Genomic DNA, 18,364 nt, shown 5'->3' with positions numbered 1-18,364 from the left:
CTTCAGCCCCATTTCCTTAGTGGTGTTGAAGGTTATTTTGTCGTGTATAGCTTGTATGAGTAAGTTATGATTTCTTCGCGATGTTATCCCTTGGAGCGACTCAGCAGATACAGGAAATATGTAGCACCAATGATCGCCACGATCAAACCTGTCGGGATTTCTTCTGTAAAGGTAAGGATCGTGTAATCGTATCCGCCACAAGCACTAACAGCACGCCTACTGGTGTTTCCTCCGTTGCATTAATCATACGGGCCGCCAGATCGGCAAACACGATGAGCAAAGCTCCCATAATGGCCGAACAAAGAATGATCCAGCCTAACCAGCTTGCGGGTCATATGAGGAATAATCAGCCCTAATTCAAAAAATCGTCTTAGCATATATATGACTTCTCCTTTCTTATTTCAAGTGATTATTTAGGATCGGTGGAAAGCATGGTAACGGCTTCATCCAGCGATTGGTCGATAGCAAGCGGTGAATATGTAAACCACGGGTCAGCTTTAATGAAATATACTTTGTGGTTTTTAACTGCAGGGATATTTCTCCACAGTGCGCTTTGCTCGATTTCCTTGAGGATTTCATCCTTGGTCTCTTCATCATAAACCAGCATAATAATTCGGTCCTCCGACAGTTCAGGCAGCTTTTCCATCGAAATGCTATCATAAACGAAATTAAAGTTCGGTTCCTTCGCCAGCTTTTGGCGTATGTACTCAGAAGGATTCAATTCCAGTGAACGGTAAATGACATGACCTACATTCCGCGCCCCATACACTCTTAGCACATCCTTGCCGTAGGTCATGTAAATCGTGACTGTTTCATTTTCCTTAAATTTTCCAGCCAGCGGCAGCCTTTTGATCCAGATTGGCAATCCACTGCTCAGCTTCTTTGTCCTTACCCAGCACAGCGTCAACATCGCGAAATTGCTTGAGCACATTCCGCAATTCCGTCAATCTTACCGTTGCCGATTTACAGGGATGTTGATCTTGTTGCCAGCGGCATCTGTATATTCTCGCATGGAAACCGTTTGGGACTGCCAGAAAGAGTCTTTGTGCTGGTCTTTCCATTGGTCTGATTATCGGTATCTGCATTTCCACAAGCACTCAGTGCAACCACCAGTAGAAACACAAAAAATAAAAACTTCCATATTATTACGAAGCGAATAATTCAGCTCTCTGCAGAATCGCACTCAAAATAGAGGATTGTTACATAGAACCTTTCATTTAAATAAATCAGGAAAATAAAAAAACGGGCTGATCGCATTCTCGCATCAGCCCGAAATCTTAAATATATGGGGGTATACGCCCGTTTTATTTCTTTTGATCCACTAACTCCAGCTTGGCAGGAATTGATTTTTTCACAGTTTTACCTTGGAGCACATCCTGTGCCGCCCGAACCGCCAATTGTCCAATCAGTTCGGGCTGCTGAGCCACGGTCGCCGTGAGTTTTCCCTCCTTAATCGATTTAAGTGCATCCTCGTTGCCGTCAAAGCCGATCACCGGAATATTTTTACCCGAGCTTTGAATGGCTTCAATTGCCCCAAGCGCCATTTCATCATTATGGGCAAATACCGCCTGAACATCCGGGTTGCCTTGCAGCAGGTTTTCCATGACATTCAAACCTTTGGTCCGGTCAAAATCGGCCGACTGTTTAGCAATAACGTTCAGTTCCTTATCCGCTACTTCGTGGAAGCCTTTGCCCCGTTCACGGGTGGCCGATGCACCTGGTACGCCTTCCAGCTCAATGACCTTGGCACCTTTTCCGACTTGATCAATCACGTATCTGGCAGCCATACGTCCACCCTCTACATTGTCCGAAGCGACAAGCGCTTTTACATCTCCTTTGTCTGCCGAACGATCCAGCGTAATGACCGGGATGTTCAAAGTGTTCGCAGATTGAACTACCGTAGAGATAGCCGACGAATCTGTCGGATTAATTAACAATGCATTTACGCCTTGCTGGATCAGATCGTCCACATCATTGCTTTGCTTCGCCGAATCATTTTGCGCATCGACGACAATGACTTGCAATCCTTGTTTTTTGGCTTCTGCAACGACTCCGTCTTTGAGAGAGACGAAAAATGGATTATTCAGTGTAGAGATGGACAAGCCTATTTTAATGTCCTTCAAGTTCGCGGCTGCTTTAGGTTTCGCCCATTCCGGCGGTTCCAGAGAACAGCCTGTCATGAGTAGGAGGAGCAGGGCTGTCATAATTAATGTAAGCTTTTTCATATATAGGGTCTCCTTGTATACAGATTAGGTGGTTTATGCAGATTTCTTGCGGTCAATCAATACAGCAATGGCGATTACAATCCCTTTGACCACCATTTGATAAAAAGAGTTCACACCCAGCAAATTCAAGCCATTGTTCAGCGTTCCGATAATAAGTACACCGATCAACGTACCTACGATTCGCCCCCGTCCGCCTGACAGGCTGGTTCCGCCCAGTACGACAGCCGCAATGGCATCTAGTTCATAAGAAGTACCTGCTGTCGGCTGCGCCGAGTTCAAACGTGAGGTCAAAATAGCACCCGCCAAAGCAGAGAGCATTCCAGCCAGAGAGTAAATCCAAATTTTCACGCGCGGTACTTTAATACCGGATACAATCGAAGCCTTCTCGTTACCACCGATGGCATACGTTTTGCGTCCAAACGGCGTTTTATGCAAAATGATCCACAAAACAGCAAAGGTAATGAGCATTGTAATCGCCGGAACCGGAATGCCGAACTGGTAACCGCGGCCGAACAACTGAAATACCAGACTATCCCCGAGTCCAGTAATCGGATTACCATCGGTATAGACCAGCGTCAATCCTCTGAAAATAGTCATCGTCGCCAATGTGGCAATAAACGGAGCCATTTTACCTTTGGTGATCATCAAGCCATTAATCATCCCCATGACGCCACCCAGCGCACAGCCAATGATAATTGCCAAAATCGGATCGAACCCGGCCAGCATCATATTCGCAACAAATGCACTGGATAGAGCTAGGATCGAGCCAACAGACAAATCAATCCCGCCTGTGAGAATGACGAAGGTCATACCAAACGCAATCAGCGCATTAATAGATACTTGGCGCAACAAATTCAGAATATTAAGCGGTTCCAAAAAGCTGGGATTCAAGACCGATACGATGATGGCCAAAATAATAAGTCCCAGCAACGGGCCGAGCTTTTGTGTAATTTGCGACATTTGAAAGCCTTTGCCACCTTTAGTTTCTTTCATAGTAGTCATATTACTGTCCTCCTGTAGCTAACATCATAATGTGTTCTTGCGTGGCTTCTTCCCTACTCAGTTCCCCGCTGATTTTCCCCTCATGCACAACGATAATACGATCGCTCATGCCGAGCACCTCGGGAAGTTCTGAGGATACCATGATGATCGCTACTCCGCGCTCGGTCAGTTCGTTCATCAACTGGTAGATTTCCCGTTTGGCACCTACATCCACACCTCTTGTCGGTTCGTCAAGAATAAGTACGCTTGGGCCAATGCCCACCCATTTGGCGATAACCACCTTTTGCTGATTGCCACCTGACAGACTGCGTACCGGCGTTTCACCTGATTGTGTCTTGATTTGTAAGCGCTTAATTAGTGTATTAACAAAATCCATCTCTTGTTTGCCTGAAATAAATCCTTTCGACGTAAAGCTGAACAGATTGGGCAAGACCATGTTTTCCCGGATCGAAAAATCAAGCACCAATCCCTCATCCTTGCGGTCCTCTGTAATAAAGCCAATTCCCAGCTTAACTGCGTCATCCGGCTTGCGGATAGTCACTTTTTTTCCACGCACGTGGATTTCACCACTATCCAAACCATCCAGTCCAAAAAGCGATCGCATGATTTCTGTTCGTCCCGAACCCATCAAACCTGAAAAGCCCACAATTTCCCCGGATCGCACGGTAAAATTCACATTATAAAATAGCCCTTTGTGCGAGGCATTTTTGACCTCTAGCACCACTTCACCAAAAGCAGGTGTTCTCGCCGGATAGCGCTCAGTTAGCTCCCTGCCGACCATTTTTCGCACAACCTCATCAAAATCGGTATCGGGAATCGCTTGTGTATCCACTGTTTTTCCGTCACGCATGACGGTAATCCGGTCGCAGATTGCGAATATTTCCTCCATCCGATGTGAAATATACACAATGGAAACGCCTTCTTTTTTCAAGGAGCTAATAACCTTAAATAGTTTTTGAATTTCCCGTTCGGTTAACGCGGCTGTCGGTTCATCCATTACGATCACTTTGGCATCCGTCATCAGTGCTTTAGCTATTTCAATCATCTGCTGTTGACCCACGGAACACTCGCCTGCCTCACTATTCAAAGGCAGATTCACTGCAAGCTTAGCGAATTGTTCATTTGCTAACGCTTTCATTTTGGTGCTATCCAGCAATCCCCACTTGGATGTCATTTCCTTGCCGATAAACAGGTTTTCCAGCACGGTCATTTCCGGCCACACATTCAGCTCCTGGTGGATAAACGCGATTCCCTTTTGTTCCGCCTCTTTAGGGTTAACAAAATAGGTTTCCTGACCGTCAATAATGATTGTTCCTTCATCACGGCGATACAGCCCAATTAAAATATTCATCAGCGTTGATTTACCTGCACCATTTTCGCCCATGAGGGCATGAACCTCTCCTTCACGGAGATCAAAATCTACACCACTCAATACCTGATTGGTTCCAAAGGCTTTGTGAATTCCCTTCATTTGAATCTGCATGCTGCCCCCTCCTTTTTATACAAAATTGACTTATCCAAAATAAACTCCGGCCTGCAAAATACAATTGGCGAACGGCTTATTTTCTCCTGTGCGAATGACCACCTTGGCATGACGGATCAACTCCTTGAATTGCTCATGCGAACAAAACTCAATGACGGCGGTTTGCCCCGTGGTCTGCGAATTTTCTGACTGTTCCCCTTCAAATGTGCGACTAATATACTGTAAAGCTTCCTCATTCCCCTGTTTAATCTCTTCAGCCAATGTTATCTTCTCGATCACCATGTCTGCTGCGATTACATCGACGACATCCTGAAAGGACGGTACGCCCAATTTGAGAGCCAAATCAATTTTGGTAACGCCTTCAGGAATGGGTAAGCCGGCATCGGCCACGACAATATAGTCCGTGTGGCCGAGATCCGACAGTACTTTGGATATATGACTGTTCAGGATTCCATGTTTTTTCATATTATAATTGTTCCTCCACTTCATGCCGCGTTGGCATACCACCCTGTGCACCAAATTTGGTAACGGACAGCGACGCGGCGCGATTAGCGAATTTCACACTGTCAGCCAGGGATTTCCCCTCAGCCAGTGCCACCGCAAATGCAGCGTTAAATGTATCCCCTGCACCTGTCGTATCCACGGTTTCTACTTTATAAGTAGGGACAACGACCTCCTGTTCTCCGTCGAAATACCGTACACCGTTGCTGCCTTCTGTAACAAACAACTTGTTCGGATATTGACGTAGAGCCTCTTGAAGGCTTTGACCCTTGAACATAATAGCAGCTTCATGCTCATTTGGCGTAATATATGTCGCGTTCTCAATCACATTTGCTCCCACCTCACGAGCCGGAGCGGGATTCAGCAGCAGCGGCACCTCATACTTGGCGCAAATTTTGCTCACGTATACGACCGTCTCCTCCGGTATTTCCTGTTGGATGAGCACTATATCCGAGTTCCGTATTACATCGAGTGCTTCCTCCACATAGGCTGGAGTTATTTCATTATTCGCTGCTTTTACAACGACAATACTGTTATCACCCTCAGCCAGTACAATATGTGCTGTGCCGCTTTCCATATGTGTAACCGGTTTCACATAGCCAACCTGAACATGATTTTCTTCAAAATTCCGTAAAATCTGTTGACCAAAATGATCACCCCCTACGCGCCCAATCATCGTAACGTCCGCTCCGAGACGGGCTGCGGCTACTGCCTGATTGGCTCCTTTTCCTCCGGGCACGGTTGTAAAGCTTTCACCCAGTACGGTTTCTCCTGCGCCGGGGCGCTTGGATGAAGTCACTACAAGATCCATAGAGCTGCTTCCGACAATCGTGATTTTAGCCATAATGATCCACCTTTCTGGTCGTTTCCCGTTCAATGAATTTAACGGGCAATTGTATGCTTGAATGGGTAAGTATGCTCGAATGAAGATTAGGTACGCTTGACTTTGTAGCTTGTGACTGCTCAATCAGTTGAATCAGCAATCCTGCTGCTTCCCACCCCATTTCATAAGCGGGCTGCCGGATCGTTGACAATGGCGGGAATAACAAGCTGCTTAACGGTATATCATCAAACCCGATAATCTGAACATCATCCGGGATTTTCTTTCCTAATCGATGTGCCACATGCATCACCGCCGTAGCCACAATATCGTTACTCGCAATGACTCCGTCCGTATCCGGATGCTTGCTGAACAGCTCTTTGGCCCACAGCTCGGCTTCCTTGAACGAAAAGGACGTCGTCTTGACGACATGATAAGCAATATTCGATTGCTGAAGTTCTTCAACTGCCCCGCGAAAACGATCCTGTGCCGGGCGAATTTGCGCCGGACCCTGCATGACCGTAATTTGTTTGCTACCACGGGCCACGATTTCCTGGGCTGCAAGTCGACCACCATGAGCACCATCCGCATATACGGAAGGGCTGTCATTGGAAGTTCGATCAAGAAAAACGACAGGGATTTTCAGCTTGGCGTAACAATCAGCATTGGGATCATTTGTAGATGAAATGACGCCAACGACATTATTTTGAACAAAGGTATCCATGTAATCCAGTTCTTTTTGCCGATCCTCATCACTATTGCCAAAAATAATTCGAAAATCATTTTCCTGCATTCGATCCTCCACTCCACGAGCTAGCAAGGGAAAGTAAGGATTCGTAATATCCGGCAGAAGCAGACCGATTAATTTGGATTTCTTTTTATACAGAGAACGAGCAACTTCGTTGGGTTTGTAATTTAGTTGTTTAACAGCGGCCTCAACCTTGCGGCGTGTATCCTCATGCACATATCCGGTTTCATTAATAACTCTGGATACGGTTGCTACGGAAACGCCTGCATAGCCGGCGACCTGTTTAATTGTTGTCATTGTTAGTTTCAGCTCCAATGTGTAACCGGTTACACATATAAAATATCACAGCATTTATTTTTTGACAAGCATTAAATATTTGCATACATTAGGTTTTGGCCTTATAATTATTATTGTAACTGATGAAGTTTCACCTTTAACATTCTAATCGTGATCTAACTCACTCCCGGTTACTCGATAAAATACGTATATATGGAGGCTTTTCCTTATGAATATCGAAGTTTGGTCTGATTATATGTGTCCGTTCTGTTATATCGGCAAACGCCGTTTGGAACAAGTATTACAGCAATTCCCGCACCACGATGAGGTGCAATTGACATTTAAGAGCTTTGAGCTGAACCCGGATGCTGTAAAAGATAGTGGTAAAACGATCAATGAAGAGCTGTCGGCCAAATATGGCGTCAGTCTGCAAGAGGCTCAGGCCATGAATGACCGTATGAACGAAAACGCACGCTCGGCGGGTCTGGAGTACAATATTCATGCTATGGTGCCAACCAATTCTCTGGATGCTCACCGCTTAACGCTTTGGGCCCAAACACAAGGCAAAATGCTGGAGCTGAGCGAGCGCTTATTCCAGGCTGTTTTTATAGAAGGAAAACATACGGGCGATCATGAAGTGCTGACGACACTGGCTGACGAGGTTGGTTTGGATCGAGACGAAGCCTCTGCCGTGCTGGCCAGTGACCGCTTTATGGACGAAGTTAGAGCTGATGAAGCCGAAGGTGCCCAATTGGGTGTTCGGGGTGTGCCTTTCTTTGTGTTTGATCGAAAATTTGCTGTTTCAGGCGCTCAGCCGGATGAGGTATTCCATGATGCCCTGCAAAAAGCATGGGACGAACGTTCTCCGTTCACGATGGTAAGCGCAAGCTCCTCCGCAGACGATGCAGGTGGTATATGCACAGACGACGGTTGTGAGCTTCCACGCCGCGAGAACTGATCGGTCAGTGAGCAGCGATTCACAACCTCTTAACGAATTTTCATTAAAAAAGCGTGCCGACATCGGATTATACCGTATGCTGGCGCGCTTTTTTTATATTTGCTACAACGATTTGATCATCCCGCCATCGACAAGAATGGTGCTACCTGTCAAATAGGACGAGGCTTCGGATGCCAGAAAAGCAACCACTCTGCCGAACTCTTCCGGCTCCCCGTATCGTCCCAACGGAATACCCTCTTCTGCTTGTTTGCGAACCTGATCCAATGTTTGCCCGGTCTTCTCGGCCCGATGCTCGTCCAAGCTTTGCACACGATCGGTTGCGATTCTTCCCGGCGCTACGGTATGTACCAGGATATTGTAAGGAGCTAATTCCAGAGATAATGTTTTCGCCAGTCCAGCGACACCCGTACGTAGTGTATTCGAAATAATAAGACCCGGAATCGGCTGCTTAACCGAGGAGGATGCAATATTTAAAATTCGGCCGCTTTGTTGTTTTTTCATATAAGGAAGAGCTTCGCGAATTAACCGGATATGACTAAGCAAATTCTGCTCAAAGGCTTGCAGCCATACTTCATCCGTAAAATCATCAAACGTTCCCGCAGGAGGCCCGCCCGCATTGTTAACTAAAATATCGACGGTGCCGAACAAATCTGCCGTACGGCGAATGGCCTCGGAAATATGCTCAGGTTTCGTTACATCGCAAACCACATATTCGACTTGCCCGTTAGCCGTTTCCTGTAGTTCCGTCTGTGTACGTTGAAGCTCCGCTTCGTTCCGTCCCGAAATCACGACATTCGCACCTTCACGTGCTAGCTCCCTTGCGCTTGCCTTGCCAAGTCCTTTGCTGGAACCTGCAACAAAGGCAGCTTTTCCCGTTAAACCTAAATCCATCTATGCCACTCCCTTTTTTCAGTGTTCTCTATTTAATTCTACATATGACCAGCACATAATGCGAATAGCTCGGTAGTATCATGAAGGCTATCTATCTTCTCACCAGTAAAAAGAATACGAAGTCATTAATTGCAAGGCAAAACAAAAAAGGCCTGACATTTAGTCGGGGCCACTGAAAAAGCCCCCATTGTTGAGCATAAGAGAATATCTAAAGAAAAACGAGCCTCTAGAATCGCTTCTAAGGCTCGTTTCGCGTTCAAGGAGACATATTTGTACCCCAAAAATCTTTGTATTTTCGGAAATCAACAGTCTTTCAGTGGCCTCCTAATTAGTCAGGAGCCTTTTTTGTTTACACAATTTTGTGTTTACAGTTATGATGTTGATGCAGGCGTTGTTGTTGGCTGCTCGTATACAACAACGGACTGGCTCACAGGCTCCCATTTAACATTTGTTCCCAAGGCTTCTCCGATTACCCTTACAGGTACCATTGTCGTCCCATCCACTATGGATGCTGGCTGCTCGATAGAATACGGCTGGCCGTTAATATATGCTTTGGGACTGTTAACAAATAATTTGACGGACACGCCGTTACGGGTGACAGTAACAGCCTTTTCTTTCGGATCCCAGGAAACTTTTGCATCCAAAGCTTCGGAAGCTGTTCTAAACGGAACAAGTGTGGTCCCATTGCGGTTAATCGGTTTGGCATCGTATTCTTTACCATTCACGAACAGCTTCATACCCGACGGCCGTCCGGCCTTCTTCGAGAATTCACCCAGCTTTTTGTAGCTGTCCAGATCGGACACATCAGCCAGTACCGCCTCCTCCTGCATGTAAACGGCATCTGTTACATTTCCGTTTTCAGCCAGTAGCACAGCTGCCTCAGTCAGTGCTTTACCGGAATTCCGGATCAATTCAAGTTCAGTAACCTGCTTCGGAGTCAAACGGTTCGGGTATTTCGTAAGCAGCAGATTCGCAATAACCGCTCCTGCCGGCTTATCCTTCGTATTTTCTACCGCGTGAAGCAGACCCTTGTATCCGTTGCGTCCCTTGTGACCATTATGATCTTTGGACTCCCCGTATGTATCATCCGTTACTGCAATAGGTTCGGTTTTTCTGATTTCTGCGTGTTTGTCTTTTTTACTGTTTTCATCCTTTTTGCCGGATGCTTTTTCCTCTTGTTTTTCGGACTGATCATTGTCTGAGTCATGGGAATTGATTAACTCTTCCCCGCTCTTTTCATTCCCGTCTTTAACAGACGTCTTTGTTTCCTGTTTGTTCTCCTGATCATTTCGGCGTCCCTGCTTGGCTTCAGCGGTTCCCGCTGCCAATCCCAAGACCAGTATACACGCTAATAAAGCTGTCCATGTGTTTCTCATGATGCGATTCCTCCTTAAAGTAAAGACCGGGATTAAATGTCCCTACATATATTAACGGCTTCTATAAGGTGAATATGAACCCCATTTTTAGCTAGTGGGTGAGGTTTCACTTTTTTATGCCTTGTACATAGCCATTCTGTACGTCATCAGTACGACTGTTGCCAGATCTCTGAAATACAGCCCCGGAATGCGTGGAGCTTTTACAATCAGTGTTATGCTTGATAATTCGGGAAATTGCGGCCTGCCGATTAATCAGTTAGTTAGTATTCAAAGGTGATCCGCTGGCTACGTCCGTTCAAGCACTGATTATGACCTTTCAAAGCTTTGTCACATTTACATACGGTACTTTTGTTGTGCAAAACGGCAAGGCCAATACTCAAAAAATTTAATTAATTTTCTGAAAATGCCAGTTCCTTACGCCCTCGTGCTGGGCTTGCTGATGAATCTGTTGCACAGTCCATTGCCCAATGTACTGGCTGAGCCCTTGAATTATACTAGCCAGTCGATGGTTGCCGTTGCTCTGCTTACCTTGGGAGCGCAAATTCTGCAATATCCCTTTCGTCTGCGGCGTACAGCCGTGTATATCAGTATGGTGCTGCGTCTGATTGCCGGTCCTGCGGTCGGTTTTCTGCTCGTATTTCTGCTTGGTCTTAAAGGGATTCCAGCTCAGCCCTGCTGATTGCATACGGTATGTCTACCGGTGTTAATACAAGTATTTTGGCGGGGAATATAAAAATAACCCGATTTTGCAGCTCAAACAGTACTGCTCTCAACCATTGTGAATGTCATTACGATGACACTGTTGATTTCAGCATCCCGGTATCTTGTTTGATTGACTGGATTATACAAGCCGAATTTAAAAGTTACCTATCGTGCCACTGCGCAGCCGGATAGTGTTTCCTATCCCCACCGCTTCGCTTGTACAGTACCTCCGTTTTTAACGTTCATTTCGAGTTTGGCTTATATATAAACGCTTTTGTCTAAGGGTGAGAGTATTTCTTTTTTAAAAAAAGAACGTACGTTTGTAAATACTCACCTTTTTCCTGATTAAAGTGGTATGTATGTTTTATGGAGATCGTGTGCGAGAAAGAATTATTCAATTATTGTGAATTTTTCATATGGTGAAATAATTATATAAATATGTTTTTGGCAATTTATTGGTTTGCTGTTTTCCAATTTGTCGATGGTCTGTTCCCGAAAATGGACTGAGAGTCCACAAGGCCAACAAAAATAAAGCCAGCTCACTCAATCAAGAGTGGCTGACTTTAGGGTTATTTCATGCTAAATGCTGCAACGAAGTTTAGCAGCCATTTTGGTAATGGTGCCCTTTTCGTTCCGATTGCCCTTACCTTATCAGGATTTAAAGCTCTATCCCCCATTGCTTGACCAATCCGCGAAGAAGTTTTGGGGTTTATCCCCATTTATAGTGCGCAGCGTCACATCCGCAAGGGAAACGGACGAGGTTCCCGTATTCGTAATTTTAAACTTGGAGCTGGTCGTGTTACTTATTTTAGATACATTACTGTTAAAGGTCTGTACCTTGAGAACACCCTTTTCTGTTCCCGGCTCGCTTGGTGTATTTACCTTTACTGTCACCGTGAACAGCACACCGCTACCTGCATTAAAATGAAACGTTAACGTTGTGTCTCCTTTAGTGAGTTTGGACAAATAACTATTGGAGAAGGTGACCATTTCGCCATTGATCGCTATAATCTTCACCTTTTTTCAGCGACTCTTTTTCATTGCTAATTACAGTTTTGAATTTTTCAGGTATTGAAAAACTGGCTTATATTCCCTCGTGCCGGATGAGTCTGCTCCCTGTAATCCCCATCCGTATAACTGCCAATCACCTTACGCCAAAAGGACTGCGCTGGCCTGTTCGTGCTCATCTGCGTCACCTTCCAGCGCCCGGCAAAACGTCCAAACAGCTCATGAGCCGCCCACGTACCAACCCCATTATGCCGATAAGGACGCAGCACAAAAAACTCAGCCATGTAGTAGTCAGCCTCCCGATTGCTGGACATTCGGTCAACCAGCGCAAAACCTACGGGAACGTCCTGCCTCCAGATCAGAAAAGGCAGCTTCTGTTCACCGCTGGTCCAGTATTGATACAAATCCGGGTAAGCCGGGAATGTGCCATTTTCAGTAACATCAATTCGAAGATAGGCTGTAAAATCATATAAATAAAATTGCATGAACTGCACAATAATGCCCTTCTGCGACTCCGGTGCACTTTTTATGGACAGCTTCAATTCCGATTGGATGTCATACCCCATATTTTCACCTCTCTAGGCGGATCAGTTCGTTCTTTAATTTGATTTGCATTCCATCTTCCCTTCCATCCGATGCTGTTCAAAATATGCTAAAATACATATATTATGACCGGACGAGGTGGAACCCAATGAATATACAAAAGATTATCGACCGGCGCAAACTGGACGAAAAAATGCCAGGATTACCGTGGTACGTGCAGCAATTTATGGATTACAAGCTGCCCGACCTGTCCCCCTCCACATTGCTGGAATATGTACGAGATTATGAAGCTTTTTTTACATGGCTTCGCTCAGAAGGCTTGTCTGCCGGAGAGACGAACGCCCAAGTTACGCTGGAAGAATTGGAGACGCTCCATATGGATAGTATTACGGGCTATCGTTTGTTCCTATCGACTAAGCGTGAAGGCTCCAACTCCCGCATTACGATTTCACGTAAGCTATCCTCCCTGCGTTCCCTCTTTCATTATCTGAGCCAGATCGCTGAGGATGAAAACTTTTATCCTTTGCTCAAACGCAACATTATGGCTAAGGTCGAAATCAAGCGCATACATAAACCCAAGGATACGGCCGCCAAGCTCAAAGGAAAAATACTGGAGGAGGAAGAGCTGCTTGAATTTATCGGCTATATTTATGAAGGCTATGGACAAGATTTGGCCGATAACAAGCAGGCACTGTACTCCTATGAACTAAACAAGGAACGGGACGCCTGCATTGCCAGTCTCATTCTGAACTCGGGCCTGCGCGTATCTGAAATCGTAAATTTGAATCTGGACGATCTGGATGTAAATAATAAATTACTATATGTGTACCGTAAAGGCAACAACGACGAGACCTTTAAAACGCCCGTATATTTCCGCGAGCAGTCCAAAGATGATCTGGCACTCTATTTATCCTTGCGGCATACCCGTTATCGCGCGCCCAAAAAGGAAAAAGCACTCTTCGTCGCACGTCCCAACGGCAGTACAGAAGGCAAACGGATGACTAAAAGAGCGATTCAGGCGATGATTATCAAGTACGCCAAACGGTTCGGCAAGCCTTATCTGACCGTTCACAAGCTCCGTCATTCCTTTGCCACCGACTACTATTTGCAAAACGATATTTACAAAACAAAGGAACAGCTCGGTCACGCTTCCACGGAAACGACAGAAGTCTATGCCCATCTGACCGACAAGACCATGTCCCAAGCGATTGAACGACGGGTGGAGACTCAAACCGACTCAGCCGATTGATGTCTCAGCCCTGCTCATCCCGGACTCCTTCTCTCTGCTTCTGAATCTGTCCAAGTAACCAGCGGCCTGCCGGGCCGTTGGCATCGGCGGGAAATATCTGTATCGTTTTATCCGAAAAATGGCTCTGTGCCCAACCCGTTTGATCCTCCCAAACCGCTACTCCCTGTACATTTGTCAGCTCAGTGGTAAGCTGGGCATCCGATTGTTCCCGCACCATGACCAGCTTCGGATAATTCTCCTGCTTGAAACCTTCCAACAGCACACAGTCGTATGCCTGAAAATGCCGGATCAGTACGGTGACAGGCCGACTACGCTCCTCTAAAATGGCTGTTCTTCCACCTGAAACAATGGCTACGCCTTCGGCTCCCGCTTGTCGGTGCTTGTACGTATCTGTTCCCTCATGATCCATCTCAAACTCATGTCCATCATGCTTGATCACAGCTACGCGTAGCCCGGACTCCCGCAGATAACGAATCAACTCTCCGAGGAAGGTCGTTTTCCCCGTATTTTTGAAACCGACGACCTGACATACATACGGATTCATCGTATTCACGTCACCTGACCGCCTTGAAGCACCAGCACACGCACCTCTTCCCCTGCACGCAAAACTTCTGTTGTTGGAGGAACCACGATCAGACAGTCGGTGTCCTTAATCGTCACCATGACGCTGGATTCATCTGCTCGCGCAGGAATCGCATATACTTGCCCATTGCGTATTTCCAAGGAGCTGCGTACAAAACGGGTAAAATTATTCACCTTCGTATAATCTGCCCCCAACCGCGCCGTCCAGGTTTGCAAATACGGCTGCTCTGAAGACAGCATCATTTGGATGGTGGGTCGCACAAACAACTCACACCCTACAAAGCACGCACCGGGATTGCCAGAAAGCGCAAATAACAGCTTGCCGTCAATCACCGCGGCTGTGGTCACACTGCCCGGACGCATTGTGACCTTGTTGAACAGCATGTCCACATCCTCCTGTCGTACCAGATCGCCCATAATATCAAAATCCCCCACCGATACTCCGCCACTCGTGACGACGATATCGTAGGCAGCTATCGCTTCACGTACAGAAGCACATGCGAGAGCCAAATCATCATGAATGGCTTGCAGGATGAACGGCTCTCCCCCTGCCTCCCTGATTTGTGAAGCCAGCATATATGTATTGCTGTTCCGAATTTTCCCCGGCTGCAACGGCTCATCCACGGCAAGCAATTCCGAACCTGTGGAAAAAACGGCCACCCGTGGCTTCCTGTAAACGGGTACCCGATGTACACCAAAGGTAGCCAGCACCGAGATGTGCCCTGCCCCCAGACAGGTTCCTTTACTAAGTAAAAGCTGACCTTCTTGAATCTCATGACCGATTGATGTCACATTTTTGCCGATTTCCATGCGCTTCTTCAAGCCGACATATACCTGTCCATCTTCCTCACGTAGCTGTGTCGCTTCCAGCATAGCAACCGTATCGGCCCCTTCAGGTAATTGTGCTCCTGTCATGATGCGGGCCGCCAATCCCGTCTCCACCCGCTTGTCCGATACGGTGCCGCATGGGATTTCATCAATCACGCGTAGCCAGATTTCCTGACCGGACGAACAGACTTCAGTGTCCGAACCAAGGATGGCGTATCCATCCATGCCTGAACGACGGAAGCTGGGATACGGGTGTGATGCGGTCAAATCCATCGCCAAATAACGTCCATGCGCCTGCTCTAGCCCTACGTCCTCCCGCTCTCCCTGTTTAACATGAGCAGCTATTCTGCTTTGTGCTTCTTCCACTTGAACCGCTTTGCGCTGAAATTTGTCCGAATTTAATTGTGCCTGATTCATATCTTCACTCCGTTCTTCTGAAAATGCTCTCTTTCTGTTATAACGCTAAAACTGTTATCTGGCAAATCCGGAGGATACTTATTTTGTAGTGGCAAGTCTCTATCCGCAAAAAAACAGCCCGGAATCTCATTCCGGGGCTGTTTTGGCAGATTCTATTTTAAAATTTTGCTCGTCATTACACACCTTAACTCCATCATCGTCGACTTCGTCGGCTGATTTTGCCTGATCCGCTTCGTGTTTTAGGGTTGCTGTAGGATTTCCGCGGCGAATCAAAAATGCTGGAACCGCCGCTGCTGCCCTGGTCACGTGAAATTGAGCCCCTGCTCGGTGAACTGCTGCTGGAGCCTCTGTCGAACAGACTTCCGCTGGAACCGACACTGGAATCAGACCCCTTACCCCTGCGGGTAACGGAACCTTTCCGCTCCACCGTAATTGGCGGGATCGCTTTCTTCTCCTGCACCGTAGGTGCACGGTACTGGCCCTGAGAAGGCCGATATACATCTCTGCTTGAATACCCCCGGTAAGAACCTGATCCGCGCAACGAATCAAACAGAGCATCCAGTACGGTTGCCGTTAAGTATCCTTTTAGAAAGCTGGAACTGTAATTTTGCTCGACATACTTTTTACTGTCGATTTCAATTAATGTGTCTTCCTTCTTGGCTGGATCTTGCTGTAAATGGTACCATTCATCGCTGTACACCAGAAACATCCGCTCATGGCTCTGCGGCGACATTTGTTCCGGTTCACGCTGTTCTTTCAGTTCCTCCGCCACTTCCGGAACCGTTTTGCCTGCGGCCCGGTACACGTACGAGGTGGAGTTGCCGCTGCCACTGACCGATTCCAGTGGGTACGTATCTTTCACATTTGGCGCACCGCAGCCGCTTAGTACGGATACGAACAAGCTCAGCGCCACAATGACCTTTAATGCATATTGCCAGGTGCGTTTGCCCATGTGTCACCCTCTCCTAGCTTGCCCGAATAACCTTGACGTCTCCGATAATCACTTCTTCTCCTTCATATAACATAAAGCGGCCGTCCTGCCACTCTACACGCAGCAGATGATAATCATCCGACTGATACTGCCAAACATGCTGCTCTCCACCCTGTCGAAAAGGAGCACGGCCCATAACCGTAACATGCCCGAAATACTGCTCTTCCAAATGATATGTTGTATCATCCAGTTCCAGAATCGTTGGCACTTCCTCCGGATTGTCCAGTCTGCCGTCGATAGCCTGGTACAGTCCAAATTGCAGCGTTTCCCGTTCCTCAATGTGAAGGTAGCTGACTTGATTACCATCCTGAAGCGTCAAAACAACAGCATTCCGAGCACGATTATGTACTCGGCCTACCACTTCATATGTGACAAGTGACACTTCACAGATATCGCCCGGATTTAAATGAAGCATACTTTTTTCCGCTTTCGGCGGCTCCGGCTTGGCAAACAGATTCGAAATTCGTTTCCATACACCCATGAATGATTCCCCCTGCCTTTCTTTAGCTTAGAAACATGCCGCAATGATCAAAGCACCGACCAGATGCAGCGTACCTGAAAACAGACCAAAGCCAATTTTGCCTTCCTGCGTGCCTTTATCCAGATCAAGCTGTGCCCCGTACCGAAGCAACAGACGTACGATAATTTCCAAAACAAACAGAATGACAAAGGCGATCACAGAATACACAAGCGCCTCCAGCAAATTGTTAGCTGTAGCAATGGAGCTTGACAAAATATACCCTTGTGCAAACAGCTTCATAATTAACCGGACCGTTACGGCCATATTACCGGCTTTCACTTCTGCAAAATCCTTATACTTTGTAAATAAAGAATCAATGTACATCAATACGAACAACAAAACGGCACCCGCGCCAGTCCATACAAGCATCGCTTTCATCGTTTCTAAAAAATGCATTTCATACCATCCTCCACATCTTCTTGACCTTCATATATGTTGATTTACGCCTCCGGGCAGGGAAAAGCGAAGGAGAAAACGGTTCCCCCTTCGCTTTCTTAGCAGCCACGCAGGCGGCAGTGCTTATAACCTTATTTATTGTCGTATTGCTTCAACAAAGCGGCAAGCTCATCGTCCACTGCGCTTTTCTTATCAAGCTCCTTGAACTCCTCATCCAGCGATTTTCCCTTAGAGGACATTTCGTTGCTTGCTTCAGCACGTGCTTCTGCTTGCAACATTTTTTCTTCCATACGTTTCAACCCGGCAGTTGCCGTATCGGAGCTAAAGCCGTTCATCGCTTTGTTAATTTCCGTTTGCGCTTTAGCTGCATGATAACGGGCAACCAGCGTTTCACGCTTGTTCTTCATTTCCGTCAGTTGTCTGCGCATTTCATCCAGCTTACCACGCAGGTTATCGGCTGCCGCTTTATTCTGCTCGTAGCCCGCCTTGAACTCGGTCATTTTTTGCTCAGCAGATTTCTTTTCTTCCAATGCGCGGCGAGCCAGATCCACATTTTGCGCTTTTGCTGCCGTATGAGCCTGCTCTTCACGTTTTTTCACCAGAGCGGCCTGCTCTTCGTATTGCTGTTTAAATCTCTTCTCAATGGCAATCTGAGCGGCTACAGCTTTCTCTGCATCTTCCAAGTCCTCTTGCATATCACGAATGTATTGATCCGTCATTTTAATTGGATCTTCGGCCTTGTCAATAATGGAGTTGATATTGGACATCGTAAGATCTCTTAAACGTTTGAAAATAGACATGTGAAGTTCCTCCTAGAGTTGAATGCTTAAATTTTAAGCTCTGTACAC

Annotated in this window: 18 protein-coding genes and 3 pseudogenes; 3 read left to right on the top strand and 18 right to left on the bottom strand. The window is 46.7% G+C overall.

Translation table 11 applies throughout. The annotated features are described in order from the left end of the window. Positions 1-83: 83 nt before the first annotated feature. The 8 genes and pseudogenes from ACWGOO_RS11270 to ACWGOO_RS11235 all read right to left on the bottom strand — a co-directional run. A pseudogene (locus ACWGOO_RS11270) lies at positions 84-356 on the bottom strand (iron chelate uptake ABC transporter family permease subunit); the annotation flags it as partial. A gap of 53 nt (positions 357-409) precedes the next feature. Further along, positions 410-1,161, bottom strand: a pseudogene (locus tag ACWGOO_RS11265) (ABC transporter substrate-binding protein). Between the two features lie 143 nt (positions 1,162-1,304). Then, positions 1,305-2,225 (bottom strand): ribose ABC transporter substrate-binding protein RbsB, encoded by a 921-nt coding sequence (gene rbsB, locus ACWGOO_RS11260; RefSeq protein ID WP_452483365.1) that lies wholly within the window; start codon positions 2,223-2,225, stop codon positions 1,305-1,307. A gap of 33 nt (positions 2,226-2,258) precedes the next feature. Then, positions 2,259-3,227: a ribose ABC transporter permease RbsC gene (gene rbsC, locus ACWGOO_RS11255; RefSeq protein WP_452483363.1), complete on the bottom strand. Its 969-nt coding sequence runs from the start codon at positions 3,225-3,227 to the stop codon at positions 2,259-2,261. A 1-nt stretch (position 3,228) separates the two neighbouring features. Then, on the bottom strand, positions 3,229-4,710 hold the full coding sequence (locus ACWGOO_RS11250) for a sugar ABC transporter ATP-binding protein (protein WP_452483361.1): 1,482 nt from the start codon (positions 4,708-4,710) through the stop codon (positions 3,229-3,231). Positions 4,711-4,740: 30 nt separating this feature from the next. After that, positions 4,741-5,175, bottom strand: a complete 435-nt coding sequence (rbsD, locus tag ACWGOO_RS11245; protein WP_452483359.1) for a D-ribose pyranase — start codon at positions 5,173-5,175, stop codon at positions 4,741-4,743. A gap of 1 nt (position 5,176) precedes the next feature. Next, positions 5,177-6,055, bottom strand: a complete 879-nt coding sequence (rbsK, locus tag ACWGOO_RS11240) for a ribokinase (protein ID WP_452483357.1) — start codon at positions 6,053-6,055, stop codon at positions 5,177-5,179. Then, positions 6,048-7,076: a LacI family DNA-binding transcriptional regulator gene (locus ACWGOO_RS11235; RefSeq protein ID WP_452483355.1), complete on the bottom strand. Its 1,029-nt coding sequence runs from the start codon at positions 7,074-7,076 to the stop codon at positions 6,048-6,050. Before ACWGOO_RS11235 ends, rbsK begins: the two co-directional genes overlap by 8 nt. Positions 7,077-7,284: 208 nt before the next feature. Here ACWGOO_RS11235 and ACWGOO_RS11230 point away from each other — a divergent pair, with 208 nt between their 5' ends. Next, on the top strand, positions 7,285-8,013 hold the full coding sequence (locus ACWGOO_RS11230; protein ID WP_452483353.1) for a DsbA family oxidoreductase: 729 nt from the start codon (positions 7,285-7,287) through the stop codon (positions 8,011-8,013). 102 nt (positions 8,014-8,115) lie between these two features. Here the strand turns inward: ACWGOO_RS11230 and ACWGOO_RS11225 are convergent, their stop codons facing one another. Next, on the bottom strand, positions 8,116-8,904 hold the full coding sequence (locus ACWGOO_RS11225; protein ID WP_452483351.1) for an SDR family oxidoreductase: 789 nt from the start codon (positions 8,902-8,904) through the stop codon (positions 8,116-8,118). Between the two features lie 371 nt (positions 8,905-9,275). Next, on the bottom strand, positions 9,276-10,280 hold the full coding sequence (locus ACWGOO_RS11220; RefSeq protein WP_452483349.1) for a stalk domain-containing protein: 1,005 nt from the start codon (positions 10,278-10,280) through the stop codon (positions 9,276-9,278). Between the two features lie 91 nt (positions 10,281-10,371). Between ACWGOO_RS11220 and ACWGOO_RS11215 the strand changes: the two are divergent. Beyond that, positions 10,372-11,112 (top strand): annotated as a pseudogene (locus tag ACWGOO_RS11215) (AEC family transporter); the annotation flags it as partial. A gap of 536 nt (positions 11,113-11,648) precedes the next feature. On the opposite strand, the gene ACWGOO_RS11210 reads toward ACWGOO_RS11215, so the two are convergent. Continuing rightward, complete coding sequence (locus ACWGOO_RS11210; protein ID WP_452483347.1) at positions 11,649-11,999, bottom strand: X2-like carbohydrate binding domain-containing protein; 351 nt, start codon at positions 11,997-11,999, stop codon at positions 11,649-11,651. Between the two features lie 47 nt (positions 12,000-12,046). After that, positions 12,047-12,556, bottom strand: a complete 510-nt coding sequence (locus tag ACWGOO_RS11205; protein WP_452483345.1) for a GNAT family N-acetyltransferase — start codon at positions 12,554-12,556, stop codon at positions 12,047-12,049. Positions 12,557-12,681: 125 nt separating this feature from the next. Between ACWGOO_RS11205 and xerS the strand changes: the two genes are divergently transcribed. Further along, positions 12,682-13,782 (top strand): tyrosine recombinase XerS, encoded by a 1,101-nt coding sequence (gene xerS, locus ACWGOO_RS11200; RefSeq protein WP_452483343.1) that lies wholly within the window; start codon positions 12,682-12,684, stop codon positions 13,780-13,782. A 4-nt stretch (positions 13,783-13,786) separates the two neighbouring features. Here the strand turns inward: xerS and mobB are convergent, their stop codons facing one another. From mobB to ACWGOO_RS11170, 6 genes are all read right to left on the bottom strand, one after another. Continuing rightward, the gene (gene mobB, locus ACWGOO_RS11195; protein ID WP_452483341.1) at positions 13,787-14,335 is read right to left on the bottom strand and encodes a molybdopterin-guanine dinucleotide biosynthesis protein B; all 549 of its coding nucleotides are present in this window, start codon (positions 14,333-14,335) and stop codon (positions 13,787-13,789) included. After that, positions 14,332-15,609 carry a molybdopterin molybdotransferase MoeA gene (locus ACWGOO_RS11190; RefSeq protein ID WP_452483339.1) on the bottom strand — a complete coding sequence of 426 codons (1,278 nt, stop codon included), beginning with the start codon at positions 15,607-15,609 and terminating at the stop codon, positions 14,332-14,334. Before ACWGOO_RS11190 ends, mobB begins: the two co-directional genes overlap by 4 nt. Before the next feature lie 193 nt (positions 15,610-15,802). After that, on the bottom strand, positions 15,803-16,561 hold the full coding sequence (locus tag ACWGOO_RS11185; RefSeq protein ID WP_452483337.1) for a DUF4247 domain-containing protein: 759 nt from the start codon (positions 16,559-16,561) through the stop codon (positions 15,803-15,805). Positions 16,562-16,574: 13 nt separating this feature from the next. Next, positions 16,575-17,081, bottom strand: coding sequence for a DUF4178 domain-containing protein (locus ACWGOO_RS11180; RefSeq protein WP_452483336.1), 507 nt, complete (start codon positions 17,079-17,081; stop codon positions 16,575-16,577). Between the two features lie 27 nt (positions 17,082-17,108). Next, positions 17,109-17,516 (bottom strand): DUF350 domain-containing protein, encoded by a 408-nt coding sequence (locus ACWGOO_RS11175; protein WP_452483334.1) that lies wholly within the window; start codon positions 17,514-17,516, stop codon positions 17,109-17,111. Between the two features lie 131 nt (positions 17,517-17,647). After that, a complete protein-coding gene (locus ACWGOO_RS11170) occupies positions 17,648-18,316 on the bottom strand; it encodes a PspA/IM30 family protein (RefSeq protein WP_452483333.1) in 669 nt (222 codons plus the stop codon). Between the last annotated feature and the right edge of the window lie 48 nt (positions 18,317-18,364).

Source organism: Paenibacillus sp. NPDC055715 (genome assembly GCF_053617595.1).
This window is presented reverse-complemented; position numbering and strand designations above follow the sequence as displayed.

Excerpts from the sequence above, each read along its gene's own strand:
- ACWGOO_RS11190 (WP_452483339.1), bottom strand. The coding sequence starts at position 15,609 with ATGAATCAGGCACAATTAAATTCGGACAAATTTCAGCGCAAAGCGGTT.
- rbsK (WP_452483357.1), bottom strand. The coding sequence starts at position 6,055 with ATGGCTAAAATCACGATTGTCGGAAGCAGCTCTATGGATCTTGTAGTG.
- ACWGOO_RS11205 (WP_452483345.1), bottom strand. The coding sequence starts at position 12,556 with ATGGGGTATGACATCCAATCGGAATTGAAGCTGTCCATAAAAAGTGCA.
- ACWGOO_RS11185 (WP_452483337.1), bottom strand. The coding sequence starts at position 16,561 with ATGGGCAAACGCACCTGGCAATATGCATTAAAGGTCATTGTGGCGCTG.
- ACWGOO_RS11175 (WP_452483334.1), bottom strand. The coding sequence starts at position 17,516 with ATGCATTTTTTAGAAACGATGAAAGCGATGCTTGTATGGACTGGCGCG.
- ACWGOO_RS11235 (WP_452483355.1), bottom strand. The coding sequence starts at position 7,076 with ATGACAACAATTAAACAGGTCGCCGGCTATGCAGGCGTTTCCGTAGCA.
- ACWGOO_RS11250 (WP_452483361.1), bottom strand. The coding sequence starts at position 4,710 with ATGCAGATTCAAATGAAGGGAATTCACAAAGCCTTTGGAACCAATCAG.
- ACWGOO_RS11225 (WP_452483351.1), bottom strand. The coding sequence starts at position 8,904 with ATGGATTTAGGTTTAACGGGAAAAGCTGCCTTTGTTGCAGGTTCCAGC.
- rbsB (WP_452483365.1), bottom strand. The coding sequence starts at position 2,225 with ATGAAAAAGCTTACATTAATTATGACAGCCCTGCTCCTCCTACTCATG.
- ACWGOO_RS11180 (WP_452483336.1), bottom strand. The coding sequence starts at position 17,081 with ATGGGTGTATGGAAACGAATTTCGAATCTGTTTGCCAAGCCGGAGCCG.
- ACWGOO_RS11220 (WP_452483349.1), bottom strand. The coding sequence starts at position 10,280 with ATGAGAAACACATGGACAGCTTTATTAGCGTGTATACTGGTCTTGGGA.
- ACWGOO_RS11170 (WP_452483333.1), bottom strand. The coding sequence starts at position 18,316 with ATGTCTATTTTCAAACGTTTAAGAGATCTTACGATGTCCAATATCAAC.
- rbsC (WP_452483363.1), bottom strand. The coding sequence starts at position 3,227 with ATGACTACTATGAAAGAAACTAAAGGTGGCAAAGGCTTTCAAATGTCG.
- rbsD (WP_452483359.1), bottom strand. The coding sequence starts at position 5,175 with ATGAAAAAACATGGAATCCTGAACAGTCATATATCCAAAGTACTGTCG.
- xerS (WP_452483343.1), top strand. The coding sequence starts at position 12,682 with ATGAATATACAAAAGATTATCGACCGGCGCAAACTGGACGAAAAAATG.
- ACWGOO_RS11230 (WP_452483353.1), top strand. The coding sequence starts at position 7,285 with ATGAATATCGAAGTTTGGTCTGATTATATGTGTCCGTTCTGTTATATC.